Here is a 13,600-nt window from a genome sequence, read left to right as displayed (position 1 = left end):
ACCATACAAAATCAAACGTACGTATCTGTATCATCGTAAGTTTACGACGAAATAGACTTTCCAGAGGAGTGACTCAGATCATTCATTTCCTCACGATTGGATGACGAACGGGTGAAGTGCCGCTCCAGCTTCCGACTTGCCCACAGGGATACTACGATAAACAGCAACACGCCGCCCCACCGCACAGGGTGTTCCATAAACTGAGCTACATTGGAACCAATATACGTCACACAGAAGATCATAATGGCTTTGCCAAAACTCACCGCAAGCAGGAAGGACATTAATCTCATTCGTGCAATACCTGCCGCTACATTGATAATGACGAAAGGGCCAACCGGAAAAATACTCAACAAAAACACATAACTGAACGCATTCCGCCGAATCCATACCATGCTGCGCTGCACACGGGGTTTGTTAGCCCAACGTTCCACAAAAGCCGATTTTCCAATCTCTCTTACAATCAGAAATGTAACGGTACAGCCAAGGACCATCCCGATCCATGAATATAAAAACCCTGCCCATAGCCCGTACACGGCTCCGTTAACCCCAACAATGAGCAGCGTAGGCAGCGGGGGCACGAAGGATTTCATAAAGGTAAGCAAAATTCCCGGTAAAGGGCCCAGGGAGCGAAACTTCTCCAGCCAAAAACGAATATTCTCTTCCGTAATATAGGACATGATGTCCAAAGATGCCGGGTTCATCTGCTTCCCTCCAATCTATACAGTTCACATTTTCTAAAGAGGTGGTGCCCATAATAAAATACATCTGGTAAACCGATGTGAAGTTTCACGACTCACTTCCCCCAGTATAACGTACATATGAACGCTGTACCGTTGTCAATTTGAAGAAATTTCACCCGCGACGCTGAATAACAAAAAAGCACACCCGGACCTGTTCAGTCTTGGTGTGCTCTCTATATCGGATACCCCGCTTGAAACCCATGGTGAACAAGCTTAGGGCAGTATTTTGCTTACCGTTTATTCTAGCTGAGCTTCCTGCATTGCCAATTCATTCAGCTCTTCCTGATGCGCAGCATTCCACTCGGGAATACCGGAACGCATGAATTCCTCGGCATCCATCGCTGCTTTGGACTGATTGCACAGATTGCAGGCGCAGACACAGTTAAGTGGGGTAGTATGCCCACCTTTGGCTCGCGGCAGAAGATGGTCAATCGTATCTCCATACGAGCCACAGAAGTAACAGGTATAGTTATCACGGGTCAAAATAAACCGCTTGAAATCCTTGTTGCTAAACAATCGGCGGATCGTGTACCGATTAACCACAACAGCAGCTTTTTCCTTGACCAGCGTGACCGCCAGCTCCATATCCACTTCCTGATGCCAGCGCCGTCCTTTGTCCGTCTTGCCGCGCATGCGCACCATACCCTGCCGGTTCGTCCGAAGTGATGCCGGATCTTCCGGATCAATCGCTACAGGCACCGCCGGCGTATGACGGCGGGGGCGGCTTTCCGTTCCAGCCCCGTGACTGCGGCTGGAATGTGCTGGCGCCCGCTGCCCGGATGATCCGGCGCGGGCTGTGTCTTCGCCGCCCGCCTTAGGCGCACGCTCCTTGCGTGCCGGGCGCGGCTTCGACCCGGGCGAGCCTGGCTGGCGCCCGGGTGCAGGAGGCGCAGCCTCCATGGCCGCGCCCGGCGCTTGGCCGGGCGCGGGCTGTGCAGCAGCGGCAGGCTGTGCGGCCGCTGCTGGGGGTCCGGCGACCGAGGCATTGCCACGGTCGCTCAGGCTCGGCGCACTGGCCTCAGCTATGCTGCGGGCCTGTCCTGCGCCGGACGGCAGCGCGACAGCACGTTTGCGGCGCCGCTTGCGTTTGCGCTTGGCTGCGGTCGGCTGATCCGCAGCCCCTGGCTCTGCTGCCAGGCCTTGCGGCTTGGCGTGCAGCAGAGCCTTGGCCGCCGCAATCTCCTGCTCGGCGGCCTGATCCGTGCCAGCGGCTATACGCGCGCGGGCACGCTTCGCAGATGGATCAGCAATCGCTGTATGCACCTGCGAATCCCTGTCTTGCAGATCAGCCCCCGTCTGCGGCTGATCTACAGCCTCGCTCTCCACCTCAGTTCGGGAGAGCGATTCCTTACCGGTATGCAGCTCTGGTCGCTTCGCCTTTCTCCTCCTTCTCCTCTTCTTGCGGTTGCCCGAAGGGGAAGAGACAGTTGAAGAAGCAACGAAGTCAGCCGTTTCACCTTCCGACGAAGAAGATGAACCTGTGGATGCCTGTGACTCCTCGCGTCTTTGTGAAGTAGCAGCAATAGAAGGTGTTCCATTAACGGCATCGACGATCCGTTCAGCTCTATGATTCGCAGATGCAGAAGGTCTGGCAGCCGCAGCACCTTGATGGCTCTTTATCGCCTCATCCGAAGTCCGGAGTGAGGTGTTATCGTTATCCGCTCGTCCACCGAGCTGACGACAGTGGCGACAAGCGCCACGTCTGGCTCCCGGGCCAGCCCGCTTTCCGGTTCTTCGTCGAAATTCGGACAAAGGTCGCTTTTGCCCGCAATACATACATGTCTTGGTCAGTTGCGCTTCATGTTCCGTCATTTCCTGCCGGAAAGGGGCCGAGCCCGTCTCCATGTTGTCACCTCGGTTCCGTATGAATCCGGTTTCTTTCTATTGTATCACATCTGCTCGTTAACACACTCATAGCCAGATGTCCCATAGTCTTTTGTCTTGTACTCCTGCGTCTGTCCCACGCATTCGTGAAGGATGTGTTCCACATATTCCAATATATCTTGCATCGGTTTCCCGCATTGTTCACATGTTGTCATTGTTCTCACCTTAATCCTGTTCTTAAAGTTCTCTGCTTATAAAAAAATAATTGTGTTCCGCCTTCTCATTACCCTTCGCGTGTAAAAAAGAAACATCCGTTCCCCATATATAAATCAAATTGGGAATCAAAAAACCGTTTCCTGCTCAACCCTAATGGTCGACCAAGAAACGGTTTATTATTCCTGTATTGGTGTAAATCTTTTAACGAACGTCGAATTGTCCCGAGTTTTGTTGCGGTACCAGACGTGGCTTCGGTTTTGGCAAATTGCCGAAAATCACCCATGCAAACGGAATGAATTTTGCCGTGAGTCCAACCACAATCCAGGAAGCGATTAACGCCACACCAAAACCTCCGGCGTACCACAGGTGAATCAGCCAGGAAACCCCGGTTTGTGGTGGAAAATTCCGATAGACCAACAGGAAGAATGGATGAATCAGATAAATACCAAAGGACAATGCCCCAAGCCGATTGAGCGGCTTAACAATCAGCGATGGTCCTTTGCGATAAAGCAGGTACGCGATTTGAATAAGCACCAACGCACATGCGAACGTATGCAGATTCCAGAAAAACTCGTACCACAGCGTGTTATACGTTGCGATCTTCATGCGAAGCAGATAATAAATGTACACATGACCGAGTCCGGCAAAAATCCATACCGCCCACAGCACAATCCATGAAACTACACGAGCTTTGGTTGCATTCTCCCGACTGATGACAAACCATTGTTTAATCTTCGGAAAATATACCCCGATAAAAGCACCCAGCATGAAATAGGAGAAGTACGAGAACGCCCAACTTCCCTTGTTCGGCACCTGGAAACCATATTTATTACTTACGATAAATGCCCACTGAATGAGCAGCCCAATTGGTACCGACCATTTGACGACTGAGGGATATTTCTTGAGCAGCCACAATACCAACGGGAATAACAGATAGAATTGCATATTAATAAATACAAAGTACAGATGCGTATACGCCTTGCCCGTGAACAGTTTTGTTATGAAGCTTACTGTTGATTCTCCGAACGGACGGCCCTGATAATGCGTGAAGTGCAGGATTACAAAATACATTAATGAAAATAGGAAATACGGCAGTAAAATGTAAACAAATCTTTTTTTGTAAAAGTTGCTGACCAGCTTCTTGTCGAGCGGGCGAGAATAATAGTTATAGAACAGTACAAAACTGCTCATAAAAATAAACGTTGGTGTACCATATTTCATAAAAATATTAATAAAATTGTACAGCCAGTAATACCCTGAACCTGTCATGTCCACCGTCGCGTATGAAGTGGAATGTACACACAGCACACCGATGATCGCCATTGCCCGTACGAGATTCAGCTCTGGGATTCGCTCTCTTTTGATTGTTTCACTCATAATTAGCGTTTCTCCTTAATATGTTTCGTTGATATGTCTAAGATGACTTAATATGATAAGCTCACTATCTATTAAAAAGCATAAAGCTTAAGATGGGTAGTCCAAATTCTTAAAAGTTCCTAAATAATCAATATGTTTCACAGTCTTTTCATGTCTATATATGTAAAAAAAGACCGCTATCACGCGGCCTGTGGGCATGTTTCGTACCTGTCCAAAATATTGCTGGTTCACTGGGATGAAAATGGTAAACTTCAATGCTGACGACTGGCCAGAATCTGTTTATAGATCTCTATAGCCGACTGTCTTGATATTTTCAGATCAACAATGGCATTCTGACGAGGCTGATGAATCTCTTTACTATGCAAATCCTTCAGGTCAGGCAGCCATTTGCGGATATAATCCCCTTGGGGATCATACTTCTCTGACTGTGTCACCGGATTGTTCACCCGAAAGTATGGAGCTGCATTCTCGCCAAGTGATGCACACCACAGCCAGTTGCCCCGATTTTGAATATTATCATAGTCACGAAGCTTGCGTCTGAAATAAGCTTCACCCAGTGTGAACGGGCATCGCAGATTTTTGGTAAGGAACATCGCGGTCAGAATACGAAGCCGATTCGGCATATGTCCAGTCTCATTCAGTTCCGTCATCGCTGCGTCGATAATCGGAATGCCCGTATCGGCCTTGCACCATCGTTCAAAGTGGACCTCGCTGAGTGCCGACAGATCATAAACTTTTTCATATGTAAAATAATGACTCTCATATACAGCCCGATACAGATAGAAGTCGCGGAAACATAATTGTCTGATCCATTCATCCGAATGCTCCGTACGTTTTGCAGCATCGTACATCTTGCGAATGGATACAGCCCCCACAGCTACATATGAACTGAGACCACTCGGTTCATATGCTTCATATTCATCCCGATGATCTCCGTAATCGGCAATTCTGTCAGATAAAAAGCCATCCAACAATTGATGAGGTTCATTCAAATCCGAACCATCATATGCCAGCAATTGTTGTGGTACCTGGAATGTCTCTGACCATTCTATCTGCTGATCACTGACCTTCACCTCTGCAACCGTAGTGGTTGAAGCTGGATTGGGATGCTCATTCATGAATTCCACCCAGCGTCGGTGGAAGGCAGCAAATACTTTATATGGCTCCGACTTGCCCGTAAAATCAGCAAACCCCTTCAAATCCATCAACAGATGATCCGTCAGCTGGGTAAATGTGACTTCTCGTTCCTCGGTTACCTTGCGTATTCCACGATCCCGTTCCATTGCATATGGGGTCATATCCCGATGAACAATAACTTCATCTATACGACCTTGCATCTGTTCGAGGATATAATCAATCACCTCAGCCGGTTTGCCATAAGCTACGTGCAGCTTGCGACCAGAATCGCGATACCGCTTACCAAGATCAACAGCATGCTGTAGAAAATTCACTCCGCTATGTTCCTGTTCACGACCCTGCCGCAGCAGAAATGGATCATAGATGAGCACATGCAGACTCTCTGCATTCTGATGCCGCAAATAATCGAATGCCACCAGATCATCTGTACGCAAATCTTTGCGATGTATGAATAACTTCATGCTTCATCCTCCTGCCTGAGCTTCTGCCTACTTTGCCGTTAAATCTTCATACAGCCTGCTTGTCTCCGGCTCCGGTTGATGCCCCAGTTCCTCAAGCAGGGTCAGCTTAAATGACTGATATATTCTGAGTATGGCTTGTTGATCATCCATGGATGCACTTACTCTCATCATTAATCGGCAGATTTCTTCGGCGTACGGCTCCCGTTCCTGTAGTTCGCTCAATTTCTCCATCGCTTCCTTGCCCCGTCCATGCTCCATGTCCCATTCAGCGATATCCATAACCAGTGCTACATATTTACGTCTCAGATCTCTCGCTCTGGATTGAGCCCAGTGATAATCATGCTCCTCCAGATAATCACCGCGATAGAGCGAGACGATATCTCTCAGTTGATCCACATTATCTGACGTAACGTCCGCGTATGCCGTTCCTTGCTCGAACTGCTCTACATCACTTACCAGATTACCCGATAACAAACGATAACGGTTCATGTTGTATTCCAGCTTGCCCGTCATGTTCCATTCCCTCAGCAGTTTGCGGATTTGATAAACGGATGTATGCAGATGCGTTAGCCCTTTCTCTTGCGAGACATCCGCCCACAATTTATCAAGTAGAATCTCTTTGCTTACCCAATCTCCTCTATGGTGAAACAAAAAAGCAAACAATTCCTGCGATTTGGCTGTGCGCCACTTGTGCTTCTGTGCTTCCTGATCCAGGCTTCGGTAGATGTCCAGATGTTTAAAAGTAAGCAGTCCAGGCATGCGGGTATCCACCCCCACAGCCTCAGATTCCTGAACCTCGGCAGTTGCTGCAACCAGTGAGGATATGGACATCATTCCTGCGGCAATACGATCGATTGTTTTGCCAAGCCTCGCTGAACTTACCGGCTTGAGCACATAATCCAGCGCCTGGAGCTCAAAGGCTTCAACCGCATGATCAGCGTAAGCCGTTATAAATATAATACGAATACTGCTGTCCAATTGTTGTATATATTCAGCCGCTTCCAGTCCATTCATTTCCGGCATGCCAATGTCCAGAAACACAACGTCCACACGCTCTTTTGCCAGAAAATCCAGACCGGCACGGGCTGTCGAAAAACACTGCACGGGGGTAATCCGTCCATCTGATCGTAACAGACGCTCCAGATGAAGCTGCGCCGGCTTCTCGTCATCGATTACAATGGCTTTCATCGCTCTTCCAGCCTCCTGCCGTGAATTATTCAATAGGAATACCGCTTATATTGGCACCCGCTTATTAATCTGTTAACCAGAATTGCCTAAATCGGCCCATTATTTGGAGTTAATTTCCTTCTCCACAGGTATACGAAACCGTATTAGCGTTCCTTTCCCCGAATGACTCTGAATCTCAAGCCCTTGACCATACAAGGACAGCAGGCGTCGATTTATATTCTGTAGCCCTACACCCCCAGGACCTTCCGTTCGCCCTGAATTCACCTGAGCCAAACGCTCAGGAGGTATGCCTACTCCATCATCCTGTACCACAATGACGATGTGCTCGCCTTCCCTGGTAATGCCAAGGTTAACCGTGCCGCCTGCAGCACGCACCATTACCCCGTGACGAATCGCATTCTCCACAAGCGGTTGAATGCTGAGCGGTGGCAGGTAAAGACGCACATCTGGGTCAATATCATAACGGACCACCAAACGCTCCTCGAACCGTGCTTGCTCCAGATGTACATAGGACTCCACCAACTCCAACTCCTTCGCGAGCGGAACCAGTTGGTCACGGTTCTGGAAGTCGAAGCTCCCCCGCAGGTATTGACTCAGTTCAATAAGCAAATCGGTCGCTTTGTCTGGATTGACCGCGCACGTTGCAATAATGACGTTGAGCGCGTTATATAGAAAGTGCGGTTTGATCTGGGCTTGCAAGAAAGCCATTTCCGTACGAATAACTTCCTGTACGGAGGCACGCATCTCAATTAACGTCCTCACCCGGGCACGCAGTTCACCTGCATCCACAGGTTTGCTCAGAAAATCATTTGCTCCTGCCTGGAAGCCCATTCTAATATCCTCAGGCAGCCCGCGAGCTGTCAGCATCAGAATAGGCAGTTCGGACAAGGAACTGTTCTCACGCAGCTTGCGACACAGCTCAAGCCCGGACATTCGCGGCATCATCCAGTCTGTAATAACAAGATCAATGGAGGGGTGTTCTTCACGAAGCTTCAATGCTGCTGCCCCACTATCCGCTGCAATGACACGATAACGTTCCGTCGATAACAAATTGAACAATACCTGTCGATTAACGGGATCATCATCCACAATTAGAATGGTATGCTCTGCTTCCAGGATATCATTCGTCTCATCCCAATCCATTGCTGCTGCCGTATCCTGCGCTCTTCTTTCTTGGGTAGACACATAATGGGCTGCAACAGGCCTCGAACTCGCTTGCAGCAAAGGAAACTGCACAATAGGCAGGGTAAAATGAAAGGTCGAACCCTCACCTGGCTCCGATTCTACCCAGATGGTTCCTCCCCCAAGTTCGACCAGTTTGCGAGTGATACTCAGTCCAAGACCAGTTCCCCCGTTAACCCTCTCACTTGTTCCGTTGCCCTGTTCGTAAGACTGAAATATGTCTTCCAATTTATCTGGGGTGATACCGACACCTGTATCGGCGACAGATACCGTTACCAGAGCTCCATCCACACGAGCATAGAGCCGAATCTCCCCCTGCTTCGTGTACTTATACGCATTGCCCAGCAGATTGTACAGAATCTGTCTCAGCCGATCCTCGTCCGCCTCAACCAGCGGTAACGCTGGAGGCCATTGCTGAATCAGTACAACCGGTTTATCTTCAAAGGTAAAACCAGAGACTTCAACGACCGTTCGGGCAACGGACTCGAGGTCCACAGCACTCCGTTTTAATTCAATTTCACCATTTTTAAGCTTCGAAAAATCCAAAATATCGTTTACCAGCAGTGAAAGCCGCTTTCCAGTTGAGGTGATCATGGACAAATTTTTGGCCTGCTTGGGTGTAACCGCCCCAGCCGCCCCTTCCAGCATCGATTGAGCAATATTAATAATGCCATGCAAGGGTGTCCTCAGTTCATGTGACGTATTCGCCATAAACTCGTCCTTGAGGCTGTCGATGGCAAGCAAACGTTCAGACAACGCTTCAACTTCACGGAATGATTGTGCGAATCGGATCGCAGTTAGAATCATCTGTGCAAAGACAAATAACAACAGCTCATACAGCGCTAGAAATGTCGTATCCACGGTAGTGAAAGCACCCACGGTGTGCAGCACAACCACCATAAATATACTCATCATGCTCATCAGGACAAAATGACCGTCATTCGGTCGATTTTTCAGCCAAAGGAGCATAGCTCTCAGCGTGTAACCAATCACCACGAGTGAAATCAGCAGCATGGGCAGCTCCAGCATGGAGAACAGAACAGGAGACAATGTAACACCCACCGTGCATTGGACGAGTACCAGAACTACACCCAAGCGGACAAACCATTGATGAACTGCTCCAGGTACAAGCGCATCCATATAACGGAGCAAGAAATAATACGCAAGAGCCGCGCTGATTAATTGAATCCGCAGAATTTCATTATTCGGTAAAAACGGTAACAGGGTTCCCAGCAACTTCTCGCCATGAGTCAATGCGTACATCGCACCGGACAGGCTGAATAACCCCAAATAGTGAAGCTCTTTTTCACTGCGCCGCAGCCGGAAGAGCATCAGAAAGAAGGCCGCTGGCAGAATAAATCCGAACAGTGTCATCAGATCCTTGAGCCAGTCCTGCTGTTGACCTTTCAGAATGCTGTGCTCGTCTCCGAACAAAATGGATGCGATAATGCCGCCTGACGAGTAGCTGTAATTGGATACCTGAATGATAATATCTGCGATGTCGCCTTCTATAGAGGTAAATCCCGTAAAAGGCAAATTGAGCTGAATATCGGTATTTTCCGTTGCACCTGGCAGCCCTTTGCCGCCAATCTCTTTGCCATCGATGAATAAACGATGGGCCATGCGGATATTTTGCGTACGTATCCCATAATCGTTCTTCTCTAATCTCTGGGGAATGCGAACACGCAAATGATAAGTTCCATACCCGTGCGCCTCTCCAAGAGTGCCATTCCATCGGGATGGGACATGGATAGGGACAGGCCTGGAAAGCGGCTTGCGTCCGGATAAATCCGCCTCAAAGTCAACAGGTGTCAACAATTGGCCCGGATAGAAATCCCATGTACCATCCAGAGAAGCAGCCCCCTGCCTGTCGAAATTCCAGCCGGTCAGGTCCATGACCCCATCCCTCGCATGAGGGTTGCCGCGTTCGGTAAAATACGTTTGTACAATGAAACCCAGAGGAAAAACAACAATACATATAAAGCTAATGGTGAGCATAATCCAGTGTTTTCTCATCTATGTAATCCTTCCGCCTCTATAGCGAGAGACGTCTAATTTTGTCGTTTTATTCCTATAACTCCATGTTACACGTTTCTGTTGCTGACGGAAATAGTTCTCACATGATATTTTAACGCCAAAAAAGCCACAGGCTCTGCTGCCGGAATGAAGACCGGAGTAAGACCCGTGACTTTTTGAATTTGTTGAATATCTATTTTACTTTCTTGTTTCCTTACGCTTGTCCAACGACCTGAGCCAGTTTCTGCACAATTCCAGCCCAACCCTGCTCCATTCGTTCACGAACCATGGCATGAGCTTGTCCGAATTCAGTCAGTTTGTCCGCGTCCCAGCCACTGTGAATCAAGGTAAAGTTCGTGTCTTGTCCTTGCTCCGTCAGTTCAAACGTAAGCGTCCAGTCCTTACCCCATTGGAATGACAGCTTGTGTAGTGGCTGAACTTCCGTGACTTTGCACGGTGATTTACCGAAAGGGCCTGCTTCCAATATAAATTCATGCCCTTCCACTGGCTCCAGATTGCTTGGCATAAACCACGATTCCAAACCTTTCGATGTCGATACAATCGCCCACACGTTCTCCACAGGTGCGTGAAGCAACAGTTGTTCCCGAATATCTGGCAATGCACTTGAAGATTCCATCATATCTCCTCCTAGATATATATCAGCATTTTGCATCATTCCATTTATATCTCATGGAATTGATGCAAAATCCCCTTTTATCTTATTGTTCGAATTTAAGTGATGAGTGTCAAATATATTCCGCTAACAACAGGTATTATGGCAGGCGCTTTGTTGACCGGCTCTCAGACCCACCCTATAATTGGAACATATTACATAAAAGGTGTGTGATTTCTTATGATAGTCTGCTCTGAAAAATTCAATTCCAACCGTCGTCGGGAGGGATAAACATCTGACAACCACTCCCTTCCACATTCTCATTTTAAATATGTTGTGGAGGAAACGTTACATGTCTTTTAGTTATTATGGTCCGTTATGTACCGAGGTTTATAATGCCACCAAACCCGTTGGCCAATCCCTTGGAGGCGATATTGAATTTTACCGTGATTATCTGAAGAACTGCAATGGACGCATCCTGGAAGCGATGTCTGGCTCAGGACGAATGCTGATTCCATTACTTGAGGCTGGTTTGAACGTAGACGGTCTTGATTATTCATCAGATATGCTCAATTCTTGCCGTACTCTTTGCACCGAGCGAGGATTGCCCCTGCCTGAATTGTTCGCTGCTGATCTGGAGACACTTGATCTTCCTTATCGGTATGAATTTATTATCATCGCCGCAGGCTCCCTGCTGCTTATTCAAGACAGACTGGCTTCCATAAAGGCCCTGCGTAATCTGTATCACCATCTGGAACCGGGAGGCCGGCTTGTGCTGGACCTCTTTCTACCCGATGTAATGAATACGACTTCACACTACTCAGGTACCTCGACTGTTCAATTACCGGATGGCGATACGATCACAATGGAGAGCAAAGACATCGAAGTCAATATGCTTCAGCAGTACAAAGTAAGTCTGATTCGCTATGAAAAGTGGCGCCACGGCACCCTCATAGCCACGGAACTGCAACAGCTTGCATTACGTTGGTACGGTGTGGAGGAGCTGCGCATGATTCTGGAACAGATCGGTTTCATTAACGTTGTTGTATATGCAGACTTCGATCCCGAGCAGGCACCTTCGCGTTCTGATCAGAAATTTGTGTTTGAAGCTACACGATGAATACCCTCGGAAGTGGTTTCACTTTCAGATCAAAGCGCTAACAATCGACCGCACCGGGAAAGATCCAAGATCGAGGAAGTAACGTGCCTACGATTCGTTAATACGTAAACCTGTAAAAATTGCAGCTAATAACAGTTGCTCGGTTCGTTAGATTGTAATGATGCTAAAAAAGGGATGTCCTCCGTCATGTTCATGACTTATGGGACATCCCTTTATCATTGCATCTATATAAATGTTCTAATTAAGATCAGTATCCTCGGGAATATGGCTGTGCGATAGCCGCTTGATCTTTGCTAACACCCAGTTCCAGCGCTGCATGAGTCGCCCAGTAAGGATCACGTAGCATACCTCTGCCAACCGCGACCAGATCTGCATCACCGTTGCCGATAACTGCTTGAGCCAGAGCTGAATCCTCAAGCATGCCTACCGCAATGACAGGAACGTTCAGTTCTTCACGGAAACGACGAGCAAACGGCACTTGGTAACCAGGGTAGTTACCCGGTTTACGTTGTCCGGAAGGTCCTTCACCGCCAGAGCTAATGTGGAACATATCCACGCCTGCTGCCTGATAGGCACGAGAAATTTCAATGGTATGATCAATATCATACCCGCCATCAGCGTATTCCACTGCCGAAATCCGCATAATCAGCGGCATATCTTCCGGCATTTCTTTTTTCGCTGCACGAATAATCTCGACACCAAAACGGGAAAGATCCTGTCCATACTCATCCTCGCGATGGTTCATCAGTGGAGAATGGAACTGGTGAATGAGGTAACCATGCGCACCATGCAGCTCAATGGCATCGACCCCGGCAGCTACTGCACGGCGTACACCGTCCGCAAACTTCTGTACCATGGCTTGTGTTTCCTCTGTAGTTAAAGCGTGCGGTGTATTGAAGCTCTCTCCAGGGAAGGTAACCACCGATGGAGCTACAGGTCGAGCTGCATCCTCTGCTTTACGTCCAGCATGCGCGATCTGAATCGCCACCTTGGAGCCATAAGCGTGAATGCCATCCACCAGCTTGGTAAAGGCAGGAATGTGTTCATCTGACCAGATGCCCAGATCATTGTCGGTAATACGTCCGTCCGGATCCACATCCGTCATCTCGATCACGATCAACCCTGTTCCCCCAACCGCACGGCTTACATAGTGTACCTGATGCCAATCGTTCGGAATACCGTCTTTGGCAGTAACGGAATATTGGCACATCGGTGCCATGACGACACGGTTATTTAATTGAAGTCCCTTTATTTGATAGGGGGAAAATAATTTATCTGTCATTCCAGGTACATCTCCTATTCAATATGGTATATGTTAAGGCATTTAATTGTTTTGCTGATCGGAAAATAGCTTTCCATTCTTGCCGTAGTTACTCTTTTCCAGATCCTCAATGAATATGAATACGTTGCTCGGATCGACGTCCAGTGTCTCACAAGCCACTTGGGTCATCCGTTCAATCAACTGGCGTTTCTGCTCCGTCGTCTTGCCTTCCAGCACTTTAACGGTTATAAATGGCATGGGAAAATTCACATCCTTTTATTAATCATATTATGAACTTAACCTACAGGAAAACAAGTACGTACTTTATTGTGCGATAGTACCCTTTTTGATACCTAGTCTGCATCCATCTCTGATTGATCCATTACTCGAAACCGTTCCAAAACATGATATGATAGTCATACGGACACTCAGGAAATAATATACCCAACTATAATAAACCGAAGC

Annotated in this window: 9 protein-coding genes and 1 pseudogene; 1 reads left to right on the top strand and 9 read right to left on the bottom strand. The window is 48.1% G+C overall.

Translation table 11 applies throughout. The features are described 5' to 3' along the window. Positions 1–41 precede the first annotated feature (41 nt). The 7 genes and pseudogenes from BMY78_RS20360 to BMY78_RS20330 form a co-directional block, all read right to left on the bottom strand. Positions 42–701, bottom strand: coding sequence for a TVP38/TMEM64 family protein (locus BMY78_RS20360; RefSeq protein ID WP_090903103.1), 660 nt, complete (start codon positions 699–701; stop codon positions 42–44). Between the two features lie 276 nt (positions 702–977). Continuing rightward, positions 978–1,415, bottom strand: a pseudogene (locus BMY78_RS33455) (HNH endonuclease); the annotation flags it as partial. A gap of 1,566 nt (positions 1,416–2,981) precedes the next feature. Next, complete coding sequence (locus BMY78_RS20350; RefSeq protein ID WP_090903101.1) at positions 2,982–4,157, bottom strand: acyltransferase; 1,176 nt, start codon at positions 4,155–4,157, stop codon at positions 2,982–2,984. A 251-nt stretch (positions 4,158–4,408) separates the two neighbouring features. Continuing rightward, on the bottom strand, positions 4,409–5,755 hold the full coding sequence (locus BMY78_RS20345; RefSeq protein ID WP_090903099.1) for a cryptochrome/photolyase family protein: 1,347 nt from the start codon (positions 5,753–5,755) through the stop codon (positions 4,409–4,411). Between the two features lie 27 nt (positions 5,756–5,782). After that, positions 5,783–6,943 (bottom strand): response regulator, encoded by a 1,161-nt coding sequence (locus tag BMY78_RS20340; RefSeq protein WP_090903098.1) that lies wholly within the window; start codon positions 6,941–6,943, stop codon positions 5,783–5,785. Positions 6,944–7,042: 99 nt separating this feature from the next. Beyond that, positions 7,043–10,141 carry an ATP-binding protein gene (locus tag BMY78_RS20335; RefSeq protein ID WP_090903096.1) on the bottom strand — a complete coding sequence of 1,033 codons (3,099 nt, stop codon included), beginning with the start codon at positions 10,139–10,141 and terminating at the stop codon, positions 7,043–7,045. Positions 10,142–10,355: 214 nt separating this feature from the next. Beyond that, positions 10,356–10,781: an SRPBCC family protein gene (locus tag BMY78_RS20330; protein WP_371129177.1), complete on the bottom strand. Its 426-nt coding sequence runs from the start codon at positions 10,779–10,781 to the stop codon at positions 10,356–10,358. A 325-nt stretch (positions 10,782–11,106) separates the two neighbouring features. Between BMY78_RS20330 and BMY78_RS20325 the strand changes: the two genes are divergently transcribed. Continuing rightward, complete coding sequence (locus BMY78_RS20325; protein WP_090903092.1) at positions 11,107–11,874, top strand: class I SAM-dependent methyltransferase; 768 nt, start codon at positions 11,107–11,109, stop codon at positions 11,872–11,874. 247 nt (positions 11,875–12,121) lie between these two features. Here the strand turns inward: BMY78_RS20325 and BMY78_RS20320 are convergent, their stop codons facing one another. Together BMY78_RS20320 and BMY78_RS20315 are read right to left on the bottom strand one after the other, a co-directional pair. Continuing rightward, on the bottom strand, positions 12,122–13,156 hold the full coding sequence (locus BMY78_RS20320) for an NADH:flavin oxidoreductase/NADH oxidase (RefSeq protein WP_090903090.1): 1,035 nt from the start codon (positions 13,154–13,156) through the stop codon (positions 12,122–12,124). A 42-nt stretch (positions 13,157–13,198) separates the two neighbouring features. After that, positions 13,199–13,393 carry a tautomerase family protein gene (locus BMY78_RS20315; protein ID WP_090903088.1) on the bottom strand — a complete coding sequence of 65 codons (195 nt, stop codon included), beginning with the start codon at positions 13,391–13,393 and terminating at the stop codon, positions 13,199–13,201. Between the last annotated feature and the right edge of the window lie 207 nt (positions 13,394–13,600).

It is taken from the genome of Paenibacillus sp. OK076 (assembly GCF_900110055.1).
GTDB lineage: Bacteria > Bacillota > Bacilli > Paenibacillales > Paenibacillaceae > Paenibacillus.
Note: the sequence above shows the minus strand (reverse complement) of the source record. Positions and strands in the feature narration are given on the sequence as shown.

Coding starts and splice junctions, on each gene's coding strand:
- BMY78_RS20340 (WP_090903098.1), bottom strand. CDS start 6,943: ATGAAAGCCATTGTAATCGATGACGAGAAGCCGGCGCAGCTTCATCTG.
- BMY78_RS20325 (WP_090903092.1), top strand. CDS start 11,107: ATGTCTTTTAGTTATTATGGTCCGTTATGTACCGAGGTTTATAATGCC.
- BMY78_RS20360 (WP_090903103.1), bottom strand. CDS start 701: ATGAACCCGGCATCTTTGGACATCATGTCCTATATTACGGAAGAGAAT.
- BMY78_RS20315 (WP_090903088.1), bottom strand. CDS start 13,393: ATGCCATTTATAACCGTTAAAGTGCTGGAAGGCAAGACGACGGAGCAG.
- BMY78_RS20335 (WP_090903096.1), bottom strand. CDS start 10,141: ATGAGAAAACACTGGATTATGCTCACCATTAGCTTTATATGTATTGTT.
- BMY78_RS20345 (WP_090903099.1), bottom strand. CDS start 5,755: ATGAAGTTATTCATACATCGCAAAGATTTGCGTACAGATGATCTGGTG.
- BMY78_RS20350 (WP_090903101.1), bottom strand. CDS start 4,157: ATGAGTGAAACAATCAAAAGAGAGCGAATCCCAGAGCTGAATCTCGTA.
- BMY78_RS20330 (WP_371129177.1), bottom strand. CDS start 10,781: ATGATGGAATCTTCAAGTGCATTGCCAGATATTCGGGAACAACTGTTG.
- BMY78_RS20320 (WP_090903090.1), bottom strand. CDS start 13,156: ATGACAGATAAATTATTTTCCCCCTATCAAATAAAGGGACTTCAATTA.